The organism is Pseudomonas defluvii (genome assembly GCF_001695625.1).
Classification (GTDB): Bacteria; Pseudomonadota; Gammaproteobacteria; order Pseudomonadales; family Pseudomonadaceae; genus Aquipseudomonas; species Aquipseudomonas defluvii.
Genome location: NZ_MBPN01000027.1, coordinates 1 through 17838, shown reverse-complemented (window position 1 = coordinate 17838; position 17838 = coordinate 1). Strand labels below are relative to the sequence as shown.

The 17838-nt window shown below is 60.5% G+C and carries 24 protein-coding genes and 1 pseudogene; 1 reads left to right on the top strand and 24 read right to left on the bottom strand.

Annotated elements, in window-relative coordinates:
* Position 1: 1 nt before the first annotated feature.
* The 21 genes and pseudogenes from EKA13_RS10015 to EKA13_RS09920 form a co-directional block, all read right to left on the bottom strand.
* Positions 2-493, bottom strand: a complete 492-nt coding sequence (locus EKA13_RS10015) for a phage baseplate assembly protein V (protein WP_065759231.1) — start codon at positions 491-493, stop codon at positions 2-4.
* Positions 490-1602 (bottom strand): phage baseplate assembly protein, encoded by a 1113-nt coding sequence (locus EKA13_RS10010; RefSeq protein WP_065759230.1) that lies wholly within the window; start codon positions 1600-1602, stop codon positions 490-492. Before EKA13_RS10010 ends, EKA13_RS10015 begins: the two co-directional genes overlap by 4 nt.
* 3 nt (positions 1603-1605) lie before the next feature.
* Entirely contained in the window at positions 1606-2976 is a 1371-nt protein-coding gene (locus EKA13_RS10005; protein WP_065759229.1) for a DNA circularization protein, read from the bottom strand.
* On the bottom strand, positions 2973-5141 hold the full coding sequence (locus EKA13_RS10000; RefSeq protein WP_065759228.1) for a phage tail tape measure protein: 2169 nt from the start codon (positions 5139-5141) through the stop codon (positions 2973-2975). The genes EKA13_RS10005 and EKA13_RS10000 overlap by 4 nt, the downstream gene beginning before the upstream one ends.
* Positions 5142-5270: 129 nt before the next feature.
* Positions 5271-5585 carry a phage tail assembly protein gene (locus tag EKA13_RS09995; protein ID WP_065759227.1) on the bottom strand — a complete coding sequence of 105 codons (315 nt, stop codon included), beginning with the start codon at positions 5583-5585 and terminating at the stop codon, positions 5271-5273.
* Entirely contained in the window at positions 5585-5932 is a 348-nt protein-coding gene (locus EKA13_RS09990) for a phage tail tube protein (protein WP_065759226.1), read from the bottom strand. The genes EKA13_RS09995 and EKA13_RS09990 overlap by 1 nt, the downstream gene beginning before the upstream one ends.
* A gap of 57 nt (positions 5933-5989) precedes the next feature.
* A complete protein-coding gene (locus EKA13_RS09985; protein ID WP_065759225.1) occupies positions 5990-7489 on the bottom strand; it encodes a phage tail sheath subtilisin-like domain-containing protein in 1500 nt (499 codons plus the stop codon).
* On the bottom strand, positions 7486-7659 hold the full coding sequence (locus EKA13_RS09980; RefSeq protein WP_083199776.1) for a DUF2635 domain-containing protein: 174 nt from the start codon (positions 7657-7659) through the stop codon (positions 7486-7488). The genes EKA13_RS09985 and EKA13_RS09980 overlap by 4 nt, the downstream gene beginning before the upstream one ends.
* Positions 7656-8240, bottom strand: coding sequence for a phage tail terminator protein (locus EKA13_RS09975; RefSeq protein WP_245704316.1), 585 nt, complete (start codon positions 8238-8240; stop codon positions 7656-7658). The genes EKA13_RS09980 and EKA13_RS09975 overlap by 4 nt, the downstream gene beginning before the upstream one ends.
* Positions 8241-8312: 72 nt before the next feature.
* Positions 8313-8837, bottom strand: a complete 525-nt coding sequence (locus EKA13_RS09970; protein ID WP_065759223.1) for a hypothetical protein — start codon at positions 8835-8837, stop codon at positions 8313-8315.
* Entirely contained in the window at positions 8815-9192 is a 378-nt protein-coding gene (locus EKA13_RS09965; protein WP_330523948.1) for a head-tail adaptor protein, read from the bottom strand. Before EKA13_RS09965 ends, EKA13_RS09970 begins: the two co-directional genes overlap by 23 nt.
* Positions 9189-9572 (bottom strand): head-tail connector protein, encoded by a 384-nt coding sequence (locus tag EKA13_RS09960; protein ID WP_065759221.1) that lies wholly within the window; start codon positions 9570-9572, stop codon positions 9189-9191. Before EKA13_RS09960 ends, EKA13_RS09965 begins: the two co-directional genes overlap by 4 nt.
* Positions 9573-9611: 39 nt before the next feature.
* A complete protein-coding gene (locus tag EKA13_RS09955) occupies positions 9612-10847 on the bottom strand; it encodes a phage major capsid protein (RefSeq protein WP_065759220.1) in 1236 nt (411 codons plus the stop codon).
* 156 nt (positions 10848-11003) lie between these two features.
* Positions 11004-11465 (bottom strand): annotated as a pseudogene (locus EKA13_RS09950) (HK97 family phage prohead protease); the annotation flags it as partial.
* A gap of 25 nt (positions 11466-11490) precedes the next feature.
* Entirely contained in the window at positions 11491-12717 is a 1227-nt protein-coding gene (locus EKA13_RS09945) for a phage portal protein (RefSeq protein WP_065759218.1), read from the bottom strand.
* Positions 12714-12860, bottom strand: a complete 147-nt coding sequence (locus EKA13_RS27830; RefSeq protein WP_176717415.1) for a hypothetical protein — start codon at positions 12858-12860, stop codon at positions 12714-12716. Before EKA13_RS27830 ends, EKA13_RS09945 begins: the two co-directional genes overlap by 4 nt.
* Positions 12861-12867: 7 nt before the next feature.
* Entirely contained in the window at positions 12868-14571 is a 1704-nt protein-coding gene (locus EKA13_RS09940) for a terminase large subunit (RefSeq protein ID WP_065759217.1), read from the bottom strand.
* 3 nt (positions 14572-14574) lie between these two features.
* Positions 14575-15063 (bottom strand): phage terminase small subunit P27 family, encoded by a 489-nt coding sequence (locus tag EKA13_RS09935; RefSeq protein ID WP_065759216.1) that lies wholly within the window; start codon positions 15061-15063, stop codon positions 14575-14577.
* 176 nt (positions 15064-15239) lie between these two features.
* On the bottom strand, positions 15240-15572 hold the full coding sequence (locus EKA13_RS09930) for an HNH endonuclease (protein WP_245704317.1): 333 nt from the start codon (positions 15570-15572) through the stop codon (positions 15240-15242).
* Positions 15573-15612: 40 nt separating this feature from the next.
* Complete coding sequence (locus EKA13_RS09925) at positions 15613-15936, bottom strand: phage holin, lambda family (RefSeq protein WP_065759215.1); 324 nt, start codon at positions 15934-15936, stop codon at positions 15613-15615.
* A 63-nt stretch (positions 15937-15999) separates the two neighbouring features.
* A complete protein-coding gene (locus EKA13_RS09920; RefSeq protein ID WP_065759214.1) occupies positions 16000-16182 on the bottom strand; it encodes a hypothetical protein in 183 nt (60 codons plus the stop codon).
* A 276-nt stretch (positions 16183-16458) separates the two neighbouring features.
* Between EKA13_RS09920 and EKA13_RS09915 the strand changes: the two genes are divergently transcribed.
* Positions 16459-16866 carry a hypothetical protein gene (locus EKA13_RS09915; protein ID WP_065759213.1) on the top strand — a complete coding sequence of 136 codons (408 nt, stop codon included), beginning with the start codon at positions 16459-16461 and terminating at the stop codon, positions 16864-16866.
* Between the two features lie 103 nt (positions 16867-16969).
* On the opposite strand, the gene EKA13_RS09910 is transcribed toward EKA13_RS09915, so the two are convergent.
* The 3 genes from EKA13_RS09910 to EKA13_RS28105 all read right to left on the bottom strand — a co-directional run.
* The gene (locus EKA13_RS09910) at positions 16970-17359 is read right to left on the bottom strand and encodes an antiterminator Q family protein (RefSeq protein WP_019438286.1); all 390 of its coding nucleotides are present in this window, start codon (positions 17357-17359) and stop codon (positions 16970-16972) included.
* Positions 17356-17643, bottom strand: a complete 288-nt coding sequence (locus EKA13_RS09905; protein ID WP_065759212.1) for a hypothetical protein — start codon at positions 17641-17643, stop codon at positions 17356-17358. Before EKA13_RS09905 ends, EKA13_RS09910 begins: the two co-directional genes overlap by 4 nt.
* A partial coding sequence (locus EKA13_RS28105) for a hypothetical protein (protein WP_141685664.1) occupies positions 17636-17838 on the bottom strand: 203 nt, incomplete at its 5' end. The genes EKA13_RS09905 and EKA13_RS28105, both read right to left, overlap by 8 nt.

Sequence of the window (17838 nt, the reverse complement as noted above, 5' to 3'; positions counted from 1 at the left end):
ATCACCCTCCTGCCACTGGCTTTTTGTCCGAGCCTTCATGAACGTGCTGCATCTGGCTCACACCACCAGCCACCTGATCGCCCGCTGACTCGATGCGGCCCGTGGTGCGAATCACCGGCGTGTCAAACTCGACGGCATCGTCGGCCTTGACCTTGAGCGTCAGCGTATCGACCTCAATCACCCGCCCGCGCTTGAAGTGCAGGCGGTCGCCCTCGTCGGTGTACAACGCCACCTCGCCACTTTTCAGCCCCTGCAGGCGAAACTGTCGATCAGCGACACACACCACCACGCCGTGCGAACGGTCGCCCCCCACAAAGAGCGCGATCCCCTCGGCGCCCGGGTGCGCGTTTGAGGTGAAACCATACGGTTCGAAGTGCTCCATGCCGCTTTTCACTTCACCGGCCAACAGGGTCATCTGCAGGCTTTGCAACTTGCTCGTGGCCTTGACCAGCGTGACCACGCCCCGGGCCAAAATCTGTTTTAGTCCGCTCATTGCTCGGGCTTCCAATCTGCTGGGATCAGGTATTCAAAGTTGTCCGCCTTGCCGCCTTTCTTGAGCTTGCGGCTGTTGTGCGGGTCTTTCGGTTCAGGGTCGAAGCTGTCCGGCGGGGCCACCGTGATGTTGGTCACGGTGCCGCTCTCATCCAGGCTGTACTGGATTTCACTGATGAGCATGTCACGGTCGATACCGACCCAAGGGTCGACCACCCGCACAATCATGTTGTGCAGCCACAGCGCCCCGTTCGACTGCCGCCAGCCCTGCACCTTGTACTGTAGGGTCAGCGCCTTACCCATGCGGCTGCCGCGCTCCCAGTTCGCCCGCGCCTCGGCAAGGCCGGGGGTCATCTGGCCGCTTTCGTGAATCATCAGCACCCGCTTACGCGCCGCACGCGGGTCGGTGACTTCAGCCTGCACCTCGGAGGCCTTGGCGCCGTGTTCGTCATCCGTGCCCGAACGCTGGCCAACAACCTTGTAGTCGGAGAACACCCCGGAAAAGTCGAGCGATGCCGAGCCGGTCAGGATGTTCTGGCCCAGTTCCAGCCGGTCAACCGCCCGCCCCGCGCTGCCCGGGTTGATGATCACCAGACGCCCCCGGGAGTCATCGGTGGACAGCAGCCGCGACAGCGTTAACAGTCGGTCTATCGACTCAAACACCGTCTCCCCGGGCTCAATACTGTGCTCGGCCAATTTGGTAGTCTCGGCCACCTGGCTCAGCACCTTGACCCCGTAGGGCTCGGCCAGGCTCTGAACGATCTGCTGCACACTCTGGCCACGCCACTGCCCGGGCTGATTGATCGCCGAGCAGTCGACCAGATCAGCCGTCAGCGAACGCCCGCTGATTGCCCGGTTCACCGTCTTGCTGTCGTAGTTCACCGGGGTAGCAAAGACCCAGCCCGTCAGCACCAGGTCATCACCTATCAACACCTCGCAGAAGTCGCCCTGCCTTACCGGAATTTCCTCAGCCTGATCCGGCCAGCGCCACGTCACATCCAGCGAAAAATCTCGGGTCTGTCGCTCGATGCCGGCACTGATGCTGGCTTTCTTCCAGCCGCGATAATCCAGGCCGTTCACGCGCAGCGTGACAGCGTTTAACGGGTCCATGGGTTACTCCTGGGCGATGTGCAGCACCCCGACAGGCAAGAACCCCGGGTGCGGCACTTTGTTACGCGTAACGATTTCAGCGGCGCGGGATGCGTCGCCAAAGCACTGATAGGCCAGCACCAACGCGGGCAGGCTTTCCTTCGGCTCAATCTCAACCAATCGAACGCCCGAACGGGCCACCTCGGAGAGGTGCCCTTTAACGTGCTTGCGCACCGCCTCGATCACCTCAAAGTGTTCATGCGATGCCGACAGCCCGGCCTCCCACAGCGCCGCGCTAAGCCCATCACGCAGGCTAATCACGTCATCTGCTGCCGGGACTTCTGGCCGCGACAGGGGTGACGCCACCTGCTGCGCCAAGGCTGGAACACCGGGCAGCTCGGCAGGCGCTGACACCACCGGCATCAGCGCGGCTGCCCGTACGGCCTTGACGATCAAGGCATCACGCATCAACTCCCGTGCCGCCTTGACGGCTGCGGCTGTCGCAAGCCCGCCCGGTGGGTTGGTCATCAGGTCATCGAACTGCTGTTCGGCTATCAACTGCCGGGCCAGTTCAAGCTGTGACGTGATGCCACGACCCGAGTCCACGAACCCCGAAAAGACCTCTTCGGTGCTCGCCAGGCGCGCCACGGTATTGGCAAACTCAGGGTCAGCCGCCACCGTGGCCGAGCTGCTGGACGACGGCGACCAGCTGTAACCCGACGACCGAGTACTGCCGCCCACGCTGGAAAACTGCGCCCGGATCATGGCCGAGAAATTACCCGGGGCATTGATCAGCATGTCAGCCAGCGCCTCAGCCGAACTGACAAGGCCAAGCACCTGGCTAAACTCCCGCTGAATCGCCATCTGAATCCCGGCGATACTGTTCTGCAGCGCCGTTACCGCCATGCGCGCCCGGTTGACCACCGCCATCGCTGCTTTGTAGCGGGCCAGCGCGGACTCCAGAAAGCTCTCGCTGGACGCCTCTACTTGCCGCGATGCCTTGGGCACCCCAACTGGGTAGCCCTTTTCCCCGGCTTCGATAAACACCAGCTCAAACCGCACGATGCCGCCCTCGCGGCGCTCATGCGAAACTTGGCAGCCATCCCCGGCGGTGACCAGCAAGCGCCCGAACCACGGGTGCACCAGCTCGCCAGCCCCGGGTTTATCCAGGGCATTGAGCAAATCGTCCCGCCGGTCCAGGCAATCGTCACCGCCAATAAAGGCCGTCAGTTTGATTTCGCGGGTCTTGCTGCCCATATCCTCCACCAGCGGCTTGTCCCGCTGGGGATATTCGTGGACCTGCACCCGCCGCCCGACTGGCGTAGCGTCACTGTCGACCAGAAACGCCACGCCGCGAAACGAAGCCGGGTGCAGTTGATCGCGCCACGTCGTCATCCTGCCTCCCTACCCAATGAGCGATAACCGACTGACGGGCTTACCGACAGCCCAGGTTGATTGGTCTTCGCAGGATCAACACGCATGCCCGGCGGTGCATTTTCAAAGCGCACCACCATTGATCCCTCCAGTTCGGTGCGAGCCGCGGCTGTCGCAGCAGCAGCCTGAACCAACGAGCCACGGCTTTGCGGCAGGCTTCCTGCAGGCAAGGCCGAGCCACCCGCGCTTAGGCTTGGTCGACCAGTACCCGAAGCCTGAGCAACCTGAGTACCCGGTACCGCGCTAACCAATGCCAATGGCGCCATGCCGGGCAACGGCTGATTAGCGGGGTTGCGCATCAAGCTGGCCACCTTCGTGGCCTCTGGCATCAACTCAGGGGCTTGAGCAATCGGCTTGACCAGTTGCCCCGGCGCCATGCCGGTCTGCGCGTTGCGCGCTTCCTGCTCGGCAGTCCACTGCCTGACCTTATCCGTCGCGGCACCAATCACCCCGGCGCCGTCCGTCTCGATGCCAAGGAACTTCATCATCGGTTCAACGATGGGCCGCAACTCGTCCCAAAGCCCCCTGAAGAAACCGCTGATGGGCTCCCAGTGCTTGATGATCAAACCCAGCGGCGACCAATCGAACAGCGTCCCCATGAACTCCGCAAACGGTACCGACAACGCCTTGACCAGATCCCACAGCGCGCTAAAGAACTCCGTTAGCGGCCCCCAGTTGGCAATGGCCAGGCCGAGCGGGGTCCAGTTGAAGGCCTCTTTCATCCACGACCAGACCGTCATGGCCGGGTCTTTGATCCTCTCCCATACCCAAGCGAAGTAAGGCGCGACGCTCGACCAGTTCGCAATCAGCACACCCGCCGCAATCGCCACACCACGCACGACCAGGCCGATAACGCTCATTTTTGCCACGCCATCCATCAGCATGAGCGCGGAAGTAGCCCCCGCCGTGGCCAAGCGCAACACGGTGAAGCCGACCGCCGCCCCGATGATGCCCTTGATCAGCCACGGGTGCGCGCCGGCCAACTGGGTCACGCTGGTGATGATCGGCCCGACCGTCGCCATGAAGTCGTTAAACGGCGGCAGTAGTACAGAACCGACCGTAATGCCCAGCCGGGTCACGCGGTTGCGCAGTAACTGCATGGCGTTCTGCGTGGTCGCCGACCGCGATTCGTACTCAGCCTGCATAGAACCAGCGTATAGCGTTGAATCACCAACCGACTTGAAGTTCTTCTGCAGGGTGTCCAGGTTGGTCAGCAACGGCGCAATAGCACCCACCGACTCCTTGCCAAACAGGTTGGTTAACACCGCCGCCTGCTTGCTTTTCTCGACCTTGGACAGGGTCTTGAGCACCTTGTTGATCGTGCCTTCAGAGTCAGTTTGCATGCCTTTGGCGATTTCGTTGGCGTCCAGGCGCAGCGCCTTGTAGGCCTCTTGCTGCGACTTGGTGGCTGCCGTGCCAGCAGTCAGGGTCAGCATGAAGTTCTTGATGCCTGTAGCCGCCACGTCCTGGGCGATACCCACCCCGGCCAGTGCCGAGCCCATGGCCGCAATCTGCCCAGCGTTGACCCCGGCCACCTCACCCAGCGGGCCAATGGCCGTCAGGATCGCCGAGATTTGCCCGGTACTGGCCGCACCGGTGTTACCCAGGTAGTTGATCTTGTCGGCCAGCGCGACCACTTCCTGCTGGTTCATATGGAAGGCCGTTCGCCACTTGGCCATCATCGAGCCGGACTCTTCCGCCGTGGTGTCGAAGGCAACACCCATTTTCACCGCATCTTCAGCGAACTGCTTCAGGTCTTCCCGGGCGATGCCCGACTGACCACCCGCTGCGACAATCTGCGCGATGCCTTCGGCAGCCATCGGCAACCGCTCGGACATGCTCAGCACGTCCTCACCCATCTCCTTGAACTGGGCCGGCGTCTCAAAGTTGACCACCTTCTTGACGTCGGCCATCGCGCTTTCAAAGCCGATGGCAGCCTGAACCCCCATGACAAAAGGGGTCGCAATGGCGCCCCCTTGAATCGCATCCATGAAGGTGATTTTGCCGAGGCCCGAGCTATTCAACTGCTTGCGCAGAACGGCTGCGTTCTTGCGTACCCCACTCAACACCGGCGACAACTTGTCGACGCCAGTGATGAGCGCCTTTAGCTGGAACTTATCCGCCATTGCCGCCCCCTAACATCGCCTGGATTCGCCACGCGTTTTCTTCACTCTCAAACAACTGGTCTAACGGCCAGTTCATGACCTCGTTCGGGTTCACTTTCCAGAACCAGGCGAGGTCATAGACCAACTCTGTCAGGTGCTCGGGGCTTCGGAATCGGGGGCTTTCGTCGCCGGTGTAAGGAAAAAACCAATGACCATCCACACCAGCGTGTTCAGGTCGGACAAGTCCAACTGGTTAACGGAGCTGGGCGGAATGCCGGCACACACTGCGATGTACTTCGACGCGGCTTCAGTCTCGGCGACTGGGCGACTGTCTTCGCCCAAGACGTAGGGAAACACTTTGATGTTGCGAACTTCCTGAGGGGTTGGGCGACGCAGAGTCAGTTCGGTCAGTTGATCACCGTGAGCCTGAATCGGTACGGCCAACTTATGGGTAGTAGTGCTCATTACTGCCAGTCTCCAGAAATACCATCGAACTTGATCGCAACCTTTGCGTCATCAGCAGACACTTTCATTTCGTCCACCACATACGCACCCGACAGCACGTAACAACTGCCGTCCTTGAACTCGGCGGTGACCGTCATGTTGGTGCCGTTTTCCAACTTCGCCCGAGGAAAGTCAGGGGTTTTGACTGCATCGACCGACACATAGGGCGTCAGGTCTTCTTCCTTGAACACCCCCGTGGTAATCGTCTCGCGCTTGTACTTGGACAGCGGCACCTCAACACTGCCGGTAACCGTCAACTGCTCGCCGTCAACCTTGATGTAACAGGTGCCCGCGACTTTCTGACCCATAAAGGGATCTCCCATGAAAAAGCCCGCACAAGGCGGGCCGGGGTGGATGTGGAAGGGTTACGCCGCGTCTTCGTACTGCAGGCGGAACTGATAGAGCAGCGCAAACACGCGCAACTGATTGACCAGATCCGGCGGGAACAGCACGTTCAGGCGGTTCGGGTTGCTCGCATCACGCTCGACGATCAGCTGCGCCTTGAACAACTCGGTGTTCTCAACGATCCCGGCGCGCTCCAGCTCACGGTACGCCGCGATCAGTTCGCCACGGATCACCAGCGGCGTCACGATTGCCTGGCCAGCGCCGAAGTTGGTGCCATCGTTGGCCAGCTTGCAGCGCCCGTACTTGCTGGTAATCCGGCTGCGCAGGTAGCGGATAACGTGCGCCGACTGGTGCAGCGTTTCGCTGTCCAGATAGGAATCATCCGGCTGCCCGAAGGCGTTACGCTGGTAGGTCGTCACGGCGCGCTGAATGCGGTACTCGCCGCCATTGCTGGACGCCGTAGCGATGCCGCTTTTCAGCAGGGAATCCGACTCGGACAACATGAAACGGTCGCTCGCAGCAGCGGGAGCAATAGCCCCCAACACGCCGGTCTGCGTGGGCCGAGCTGGGTCCGCGCTGAGGAACACCGCCGTGCGTGCCCCCCACTGCGCCGCGACCTCCCAGACGGGCTGGGGCACGCCAGGTTCAAAGCCGTGAATCGTCATGTGCGGGTCATTGCGCAAACGCCCCGCCGCCACCAGTTGGCCAAGCGTACCGCGCTTGGCGCTGTACACATGGCCATAGAGCTGCTTGGCCCACGACCAGCGACCGGCGCTGTCATCCATGACTTCTTTCCAGTCATCGAGCGTAGCGCTGTCGGTCCAGGGCTGGGTGATGAACTCAAACTCTTCATCGCCCAGTGCTGCCAGCGCCATGGCCATGTCAGGCGAACCAGCACCGCCAGTCATGGCAGTGACTGCCAGCACCAGGCCTGCCGGTGTCACCTCGCCATTGACGCGACCCAGGCGATTCAGCTCGACTTGAATGTCGTTGCCGAGGTCACCCTTGAACTTTGCCGTCAGCGTCACGACAGCGCCTGCAGCCTGAGCAGTAACAGGCAGGTCAGTAGCGGCGTTGATGCTGGTCGCCAAGCCGGTGGCCACGGCCTCAGCCGACGCCGAGGCAACCACGGCAGAGCGCACACGCTGGCCAGCCACGTACAGGTTGATCACGCCTGCTGCTGTCACGTTGCCCGTTACGGTAACGCTGCAGGTCGCAGTCGCGCCAGTGTCGACCTTCAACGGCAGGCACCAGACCTCACCGGCGATGTCGATAGCGCGGTGCATTTGGTGCATTGCGGCCAGCATCGAGCCGGCGCCGCCGATGGCAATGGCTTCAGAGGTGCGCGACACCAGCACCAGGCTACCGATTTCGGCGGCATCGGCGTTGTCGTTGACCTGGCCAATGATCAGGCGGCGAAGTCCGGCACCGGCGCCGCTGTTCGCCATCGAGTTATCAACCTCGGCGTAGAACAGCGGGACACGAATATCAGACGGAATGTTGCTGAAACCGACGCTCATACCTTGGCCTCTTTCTTGGGCTTGGCTTCTACCACGTCACCCGCATTCAGGCGGCGCACCCAGTACGCATTACGGGGCACATAGGCGCCCTCTTCGGGCAGCAGTTCGCCGCCCTTCTCCGGCATCGGGTTGTCACGCCCCGCTACCGGCTTCAGGTAAATCTGAGTCATTGAGATAAGTCCTCTCGGGTTTTGATTTCGATACGCCCGTCAGGCCCCTCGGGGGCGACATTGCGGTCGACCACGGGGTCGATAAAGTCGAACGACGTGTCGACCCCTTCCAGCGGAGGAAGGCCCAGCAGCGTGTATGCCTGCCACGTTTCCGGGCTGGTACCAGACCCAATGGTGAGGTTGCCCAGCTGGAAGTCAGCAAAGAACCGGAACCGGTAAACCACCCGATCACGGTCGATCAGCAGCAAAGACCCGCCGTCATACAGCAGTTGCCCGTAATCCTTATCAGGCTCAAACCCAACCAGAGCACGCCAGAGACTGGCCCGAACCAAATGCAACTGGTCGGCAACCTGCTGCCCGCGCTCGTCGTAGTTCTTCAGTACGACGCACACATCAATGGCGTCCCTGACCTGCTGAACAATGACGTTCTGCTGCTCCGGCTCATCGGCCCCGTCACCGGTGGGGATCACATACGCTGCAGGCAGCTTCATCAGCGCACTGCCCTTTACCGGGTCCCAATCCAGACCGCCCGCCACCCGGTTTTCAAAAGACGGGCAGCGCTGTTTCAGTTGCTCGATCACTGGGGTGATTCGCATGCTTTCCTCTCGGGTACAAAAAAGCCCCATTACGGGGCTTGGGCGGCGCCTGGGGCGTCAGTTCAACAGCGCGTCGGCAAAGGTCTGCCGCAAGATGCGCTGGACGTCTGCCTTGGTGTCCGCCAAGCCATCGGTCATGTAGTTGTCTCGCGGTGTGATGCGCCACCCGTTTCCCTGCCGAGCAGCCACCAACGCCTGCCGCTGGCCACTGGCACGGCGATTACTCTTGCCACGCCCCTTGCCCGGGGCTAACGCCCGAGGCCTGGACCCAAGCCGCACCCCATAGTGCAGATACGCGGGATAGAACTCTTCCATGCTTTCGGTCTTGGTCGGTGCAACACGCACCAGAAAGCCAGAGCGCGACACCTTGTAGCTGATCGAATCGACCGTCGCGCCGGTTCGACTTTCTGGGTAGCCCGCCTGCCCGCCGCCAAGCGCCAGGTTCATCTGCGCGCGGCCAGTGACCAAGGCACCAACCTTGCGCATGCCTGCCCGAACCTTGCGCTTGTTGAAGGCTTCAAAGTCGAACTGTTCAAAGCCTTCGATATGCAGGTAGCCGTCAACGGAAACCGAATTGCTCATCGCTTCCCCCTTCGTTGGCAGGCGGACCATCTGGCCCCAGCTCCTCAACTTCGATCACCGACCAGATACTACGACCACGCATAGCGGTAGCCCGCTTGACGCGAAACACACGACCGCGGTCAACAAACTCGTGCGACGTATCCAGCCCACTGACGAACTTGCAGTAGAGCCGGTGGGTAATCACATTCCCGGTCTGTTGCGCACCGGTGTAAATGGCAGTTCCCAAGGGCTCGACCTTTACCCACCGGTTGGCTACTGGGGTGAACTCCGGTTTAATTCCGACACCCACTGACTTATCGATTCGGATACGCACTGCCATACGGTGGCTCAGCTCGCCCGTTTCTGGCTCTCTCATAAGCTGAACCATCGATAGGGGCCAACCAGCGAATCGAACGCCAGAGGCAAAGCCTTAGAGCCCCCAGCGGTCGCTTCGGTGACTGGCTCTCGGTTGCGGTACCAATGCGCTACCAACATCAGCATGGCAAGGCGCACGTCATCCGTTACGGGCAACGCATTCTCGGACGCATTTTCGGGAAGCAGGCCGCGCAAGTAGTCCTCATCACCACCAGCATCAGGCGGCGCATCAAGCGGAAGCACCACCAGAAACAGTCGCCGCCCGGTCGCAGTCTCAACCTTGCGCCGTGCAGCACGCCCGTAGGCCTGCAGTAGCGCGTCTTCCTCGGTTTCGTCCAGCTCAAGGCGGCAATGCGCCTTGATTTCTTCAAGAGTCAGCATGGCCACACAGGGACCGCTTGCGCGGCCCCGCCTCCAGGCTTAGGCGGTTTTGCCTACCAGCGCCTTGATGGCGGCAGTGTCCTGCAGGACCAGGCCGAAGCGCACGAACGCCAGGAAACCGACTTGGCCATACTCCGCGTAACGCTCCACCAAACGCTTGAGGGTCAGGCTGCGCACCGCACGCAACACTACTTCGTTCCAATCGCCGGCGTACGCAAATTTCTTGCCGACGCCAATATCAGCAATGGCCTGATCGATCACGTACTGATGCTTCAGGATAGTGGCCGGGCGATCATCAGCGATGCCCGGTAGCCACAGCGGACGATTGTTGGCGTCGACCATTTCTTCCAGAACTTGCGACGTCTTGTCATTGAAGGCCAGACGGAAATTAGGCGCTGCACGATAAGCAGGGTCAACCGAGTGAATCAGACTGTTGAGTTCCTGCCAGGTGAAGGTGGTCGCCTTGGCCGTCATTGCGCCTTGGGAAACAGAGACCTCAAGCCCTTTCGGTTGTGCCGGCGCGTCTGCAGTTTCACCAGCACCGGTGCCCTGAACAATCAGACGGTTTCGGGTGCGGGCAACACGCTTGCTGATCCGCCCCGTCAAGAACGCTTCCATATCAATGCCGGAGTCTTGCAGCAGTTGCTCGGAGACGCGAATGATCTTCGAGCTGATAGTGTGCGAACCGAGGGTGCCGGTACCAAACTCAACATCCTTTTCCCCGGTCGCTTTGTTCTCGCCGATCAGCTCGCCTTCTTCCTCGCCGCCGTTACTCACCGCCCACGCAATAGGTGCGCCGTTATCGGTCTGCAGCAGCTGACACACCGAAGCAATACCGCCGTAGCTAACCAGCGCTTCGATCACCTTGGCCTGCAGTGTAGTCGGCACGGTGAAGCCGCCCGCCTCGGCGGGGTTGGTGCCCTGGGCACGCATTTCAGCCAACAGAGAGCGCTGTTCAGCGGTCAGGCCTTCCATACCGCGCCGCGCCCAGGCGTCCCACGCCGAGCGACGCTCGGCCTCAGGGCCTTCCTGCTGCTCGCCGGGACGGTTGCCATTGCCGGCCTGGCGGGCGCGCTCTTCGACAAAGCCCTGATCGTTGTCGCGCAACTCTTCCTCGCGCTCAATCTTTTCCTTGATGCCCTTCAGCTCGGCGCGGATGGCTTCCCACTTGGCGCGAACCTCGCCAGTCCAGGCATCATCACCGGTGCTTTCGTGCAAGCTGCGCATTTCGGCCGACTTCTGTGCGTACAGTTCTTTCAGTTGTTGCAGCGTCATAAATCCCCCTGGGGTTCAAAGTTCGTTCAGATCAAGCAGGCGCTCACGGGCTTCACGCTCAAACTGAGCGCGCCCCTCAAGGCCCTCTTTTTGCGCCTGCTTCCAGGCATCCATAGAGCGCTGGGCAGCGCTTGAATCGGGGTAGGCCGGAAAGGACACCGGCCCCACGTCGCGCAGCTCGGCAATCTTGTAGATCGTCCGCACCACTACGCCGTCTTCTTCGTGCCAGGTGTCGCCACCAGGGGCCACACGCATGGCAAAGCTGCTGCCGCTCATGTCGCCGCGCTTCAACGGCTCGACAACGAGGTCACGAATGGTCCGCGTGTTCGGCGTGTCGATTTCGTAGGCCAGGCCGCGCTGATCGACCGACAGTCGAAGCGTGCCGCTGACAGTGCGGCCCAACAGATAGTTGGGGTCGTGGTTGAACAGGCCGCGCACGTCCTGGGCTAGCACCTCGTCGAAAGCACCTGGCGCGATGATCTCGACAAAAAAGCCGCCCAGCAGATCACTGCGCTGATTGAAAACAGCGCCATAGCCGGCGATACGCGGCGGCTGATCCTGGGCGCCATCGCCTGTCGGCTGGACAGCGCGAAGCTCGCATAGCTGCGCGGGCAGCATGCGTTTTTCAAAGTCACTCATGAGGTTATTCCTTCGGCGTTACGGGTAACGGCAGGCCGTCAGCGCCAAGCAACTGCGTGTTGACGTTGATCAACATCGAGTCGAGGCCGGTAAGTGGGTTCAGGTCTTCCAGCACGCGCACTTCGTTGCGGTTCATCCAGCCGTCTTGAATGGCAATGCGGTAGAACTCGGCGCGCTCTTTCGGGGTGCCGCGCAACAGGCCGGCCAAGTTGAACTTGACGTAGTAGCCGGCCATGCGCTCGGCCCGGGTGAAAACCCGGCGGTTCAGCTCTTCTTCCCAGTTCTTTACCCAGGGCATCACCGAATGCCGCACGAACTGGATGGCCTGTTCGCTGATGTTGGAGAACGTCGCCTTTTCAAGGTCATTGATCATGTGCGACGGCACGTTGAAGATGCTGGCAATCTCGCTGCGGGTCAGCTTGCGCGTCTCCAGAAACTGCGCATCCTCGGGCGCGATGGTCAGGGCCCTATAATCCAAGTCCGCGGGCAACATCAGGGTCTTGTTTTTGGAGCCCGCAAGAGTGGACACAGCGCCGTTCCAGACCTTCTTAAGACGTTGCCAGGAATCTTCACCTAGTTTCCCGTCCTTCACCGTGACCAGCCCCGTAGGGCGGCCGCCACCTTCGAAAAACTCCTTTCCGTAGCGCACGGTGGCCATGCCAAGGGCGATAGTGTCGGCGTTCTGTCGAATCGGGCTGGTACCCATTCGCCGCCCCGTACCAATGGCGCGCAGGTGCACCATGTCTTCGGGCGACACCGCCAGCGGCTGGCCGTCTTCATCCTGGGTCGCATAGACCCAGCGATTGCCGTTTTTCACCAGATCAGTGACTTGGGGCTCGCACATTTCCAGCGTCTGCAGCTCTCCCCGACGGCCGCGCACCAGGCGAGTAAAACCGTTGCCCCAGCCCAAGGTGTGGGCCTGCTTGGTTTCCCGCCAGCGGTAAGAGGTCTGCCACTGGTTGGGCTCATCGTGCAGCAGGTAGTGCGCCGGGTGGTCGGTGGCCGGAACAATGCGGCCATCGACCTTTCGCAGCACGTTCAGCGGTAGCTGCGCCATCGTGCTCGACAGCACGTAGATACACGCATAGACCGCCGTCAGTTTCTGCGCCATTGCCGGGCTGACCGTGATGCCGTTGACCGCCCCCAGATACTCGGCAAGCTCCTGGCTGTTCATCGACGTATTCGGATTTTCCAGGCTGCTGCGCTGCTCATACATCGCCCCGAAAATCATCGTTTCACCATCTTGATGGCAGCGCCCACCAACAGGGTGCCGCCGACAATCAACGCCACACCTAGGCCGAACTGGATGTAAAGCCCAGTGACAAGCAGGCAATAGCCGGCCGTCCCGAGCCCTTCAGGAAGCCACTTTTTCATAGGGTTCTCACATCGCTAAGAAGTCGTCATCCGACAGGGTTTCAAGCAGCGACGGTGCCACGCCCTCGGCCAATATGGCCCGGCTCATGGCCATTAAAATGGCGACCATGCCGTCGATCTTTTTGGGGCTGCTTTCCTTGGTCGGCGTGATGCAGCCTTTGTACTCATGGGCCACCACGTTGCTTGCCATCCAGGCCAGCAACGGGTCACCGTTATGGCGAACCCGCCCCGAAACAAGCGCCGCCTCAAGCTCGCGCATGGCCAGGTTCATAGTTTGGATTCCACCACCGACCTCGACCACTTCGGCGCCGTCCTTCTGCAGCTGGTGCGCCAACTGCGTAGCGCGCCACTTGTCATAGGCGACTTCCTCGACCTGATGCGCGCCGCCAATGTCCTTCACGTCCTCGCGGATCACGTCAAAATCCAGTTCCTCGCCGTCGGTCGTGATCAGGTGCCCCTCAATCACCCAACGTTCATAGGCCTCTTGGTTCGGACCATCACTCTGCACTGCGCCCTCGGGCAGATAGTGACGATTGAAGAACGACCACAGATCGCGGCCGTCTTCGTCCTTCTCGCGGAACACCAGGGCGACGTCCGCAATGTCACACTTGCTGGCTAGGTCAACGCCCAGGTAACAAGAACGCCCCTTGAAGTCATCCAAGGACAAGCCCGGGACGGCTGCGCGGTCCCAATCCAGCTGGTTAAGCCATGCCATTTTCGCGTTCACCCATAGATTGCAATGCTTGGTTTTGAATGCGTTCTGCCGTGACGGGTAACGCACCGCATCCGCCAAGCTTCGCTGCAGGTTGTCCGGAAAGATCGAAACGCCGTAGTTCGGGTTAGCCTTCTTCAAGGCCTGCAGCGAACGCCAGTCGTCTTGCTCGTCGAGCGTGTAGATAAGGCCGAAAATTTCGTCATTGGCTACGGTCTTATCGAGCATCGCGCACACCTGTTTGCGCTTCTCGTAGCACGGCCCGGCGATGTTCGAGCCGGCGGTGGTGATGGTAAAAATCAGCGGCTGTTCACGGGCCCCCATGCCGGTCAGCATGGTTTCGTAGAGGTCGTCGCTGTCGTGTTCGTGGTACTCGTCCACCAGCGAACAGCTCGGCGACGAACCGTCGCCCGGGTCACCAATGATCGGTTCCAGACGGCTGCCGTCTTCGGGAATGGCCAGGCTGCGCGCATTGATTTCAACGCCTGCAGCCTCCATCAGGTCCGGCGTCCTGATCATCATCAGGCGCGCCGGCCGGAATACTTCCCAAGCCTGTTTCTCGGTGGTCGCACCGCAATAAACCTCAGCGCCAAACTCACCGTCAGCGCACAGCATGTACAGCGCGACACCTGCAGCAATAACGCTCTTGCCGTTCTTCCTGGGGATCTCGCAATACACCTCGCGGAACCGGCGCAGGCCAGTCTTCTTGCTGACCCAGCCGAACACACAACAGAAAATGAATTTCTGCCAAGGCTCCAACTTGAGCAACCGACGCTCGCGAGCCCATTTGCCTTTGGTGTGCGGCAACAGCTCAACAAAGGCACACACCCTTTCAGCCTCGGGCTTGCTGAACTTCCACTTAAAGCCCTTGCTCTTGCTGGCCTCCAAGTCGTCCAAGTGACGCTGACAGGCCAGGCGCACCCACTTGCACGCCTCGACCTTTCCGGCCACCACGTCACGGGCGTACTTGTTCGCCTGATTAACGCTGAAATTGGCCATTGATCAGCTCCCGCGCTTGCCTCCGAGCAACGCGGAAAAGGCATTTGATTTCTTGGACTTGGGCACCACCAGGCGCGCCCGGCTGGCTGGATCCAGGCCGAGGGCGGCACCGTAGCTGGTCATTTGTCGCATTGCCTCGTTGGCCACGGTGCATGCGGGGTTCTTCACACGGCCCATAGCCGTTTTGATCGTAATGCCGTTACGCATAACGTCCTCCTCGGCTTCACGCCACCGGCTGTAAGCCAGACAAAAACCCTCAAGCACATGCAGGTCGGTGAGGGTCAGTACCTTGGCGCCGATCAGTTCAGGCGCGAGCTTGTCCCACATGACGCCAGCATGCTGGCTCATCCAGTCCGGCGCCGGCGGCGCAATGAGCAACGTCGAGTAGTCCGGCTCGGACTCGTTCAGCTTGCGCTTCCCCGGGTTGCCAGCCGCTCGCTTTTGCGCTGTCGGCTTTGGTTTTCGGCCGCCGCCTGGGGCTCGACTTGCCATGCACTCCCTCGTCGTAGTCGGTCGGCAACCCCATCGCCCGGGGTAACCCTAATTTTTTTATTTCGCGGTCGCGTGGAAAAGGCTGGGCGATCGGTGGTGATAGGCGAAAGCTGTAGAGATTTTCCCCGCCCCCCCTACTTGGTGATTTTTCGACCAATTTTCGCCACTTGATCGCCTCACGTTCGCCGGCGAGCCTCTTGCGCTTCCCGCTGCGTTTTCGCCTTGTGGCAGTCCTCGTTTATGGCTGCCAGATTGCTGGAATCGTCCGTTCCGCCTAGGTGTTTGGGCACAACGTGGTCAACTTCTGACGCAGGAAGGCACCGACCTTTGCAGTCAGAGCACTGACACAGGTAGCGATCACGCTTGAGCACGGCGGCGCGCTTCTTGCGCCATTCCCAGCCATACCCACGCTGCTCGGCGGTACCACGCGCCGGGTTACTCCAGCCAATGGCCAGATGCGCATGAGCATCGCAGTAGCCGCTACTGGCCTGCGTCTTTCCCGGGCACATCGGAGCGCGGCAAGGCCGCTTAGCCTTTGGCGGCATAAGCTCACCCCTGCGCCTTGCGAGAGAGGAACAGATCGGAGTAGCTGCGGAGCTTCTCCACCCCCATGAAGCCGACCATGCCGCCGGCGAAGGTGGCCATACCCTGTGGAAGGCCCATCCATTCGAGCAGCGGCACCAGGGCCAGGGTGATGAGGCCGCACAAGGCGCCCTCCAAGAACATTTGCCGGCGGGTGCCGCCGCCATACACCACGCGGAGGACGGCGATCGCGACGGACAGGCCAGCGGCATACAGCTGGGGTTGATGGGCAAGCACCCAGGCAATCAGGGCGGCCCACAGGCCTGGATCTTTCTCTGGCATATGGGCCATCTCGGTTCCTCCCGTTGCGGGGAGCGCAAAAAGAAACCCGCTCAAGGCGGGTCATGGTGTGGCTCACGATCGGTGCAGCATCCCGCCAGGCTTGAGTACGTCACGGATGACCTGGCGGACGGTGTTGGCCAGGCTGTCGTCGGCGCCGAAGCGCTCAGCGTTCACCAGCAGCTGATCGGTCAGCTTGGCGTCACTGATCAAGCCAGTCATGACCCTCAGGCCAATGCCCAGCGTGGCGGTCTTCAACGACAGCCCATCAATGAAGACCTGGTCGCCCTGTACTACAAACGGACGCTCAGTTGGCCCATCTTCATCCTTCCAGCAGCCCAGCCGGGCAAGGAAATCCCTGGCACATAGTCTCTGGTCTCAAGTCCACGAATTTCCAAGGCGTGCCCCTTAAGCGAAAACGGCCCGCAGGGAATGGCGATACGAAGCGAAATTGACCAATGTCCATAGTGATGGCAATTTGTAGTGTTTCCCAAGGCATGTCCGCCTTAGGCGTTGAGCTCACAGGTTGAGGTTATGAGTTCGCAAGCAGATATTGTCCTTTTCGCATCAACTAAGCTTGAGTCGCTGCTGGCGTCGCTAGGCGCTCATGGTCGAGGGCTAAACACGATGTGCTCCTCTCTAGAGCACTTATTGCCAGCGGACATAGTTTGGTCAGTCCGATTCGTTGCTCGCATTCGCAACAGGCTCGTTCATGAACACGAAGTCAAGATATCCGACATCGGCACTTTTCAGTACCAAGCGAGTTCAGCAATCGACTATTTAGAAAAATTGCTGGTATCCATAGAGGAGGCCGAGGAGCCAGTTCGCACGGGGATCACGGTAACAATTCCAGATAAGATTTTTCACCGTGTCCCTATTGAAGAACTGGAATGGTGCTCAGCGCAGGATTTAAGTTTCCCACTGGAAAAATCGAAGAGCTGAAAGAGAAAACCCGGCGCAATGGCCGGGTTCGTCTGTGTCACGTTGCTTGCAAGCTGGACACGCTGCTATAAAAACAGGTGTTTATCCGCCCGCATAGAGTTTTTTACGCAGCCTCTCGAATTTCCTCGAGAGCGCAGTCGATCCATGCCACCCCAGCCTTGATGATCTCCCTTGCCTTGCGCTCGGACATACCCGCCTCGCGACCGACTCGCATAGCCGGATGCTTGTAGCCGTAGTATGCCCACACGAAGTCACCCATCTGCTGGTTACGCTTAACCAGCCTGGCCACGGCGCGGTCCACCACCAAGGCCAGATCGTCTGTGATCACATGCTGTCGTGCGCCGCCCACGGATGGGACGTTGTCCCGCATGAGCGCGTAGAGCGGCGACACATAGCGCGGCACGCCCATCTCACACATACGCCAGAACCCCCACTGCTCGAGCATGTACTCGGTATCGCCCAGCGCCTTGTCCACGTAGGTTCGTTTCTTCATGCAGCCCTCCGCGGGGTCGGATCTTGATCTAGGCCGAACAGCTCTCGCAGCAGCTTGTCAGCATGTTTGTTCTTGGCGTTGCCTTCGGCGATCCAGCTCTTCGCGAACTGCTCGAAGCCGATACTCGCCCTGGAGCCGTGCCAGTCAGCAACAATGTCCATCAGCGCTGCTGAAGCGATCCGGCCATTGGTCTGCTCAAGCAGCATGCGGTTTCCGACCTTGAGGAACTTGCGCTCTACCTCTGTCAGGTTCTTGCGCGGCAGGGCCGCAGTTACGTTACCCATGGGTCATGCCTCCCTTGTAGCGACTGGCATAGCTGCTCCGGCCCATCTCGACCTCATCGTTAGATGGTTCTCGATTGCCAGCAAAATTGACGAAACGGGCGTACTGACCTTGGCGCTGTATAGTGGATCCACCTTTTGAGACAGTGACTACGGGGTAGTTTAAGCTGTCGTCCTCGAAAGGATGACAGCAAATGG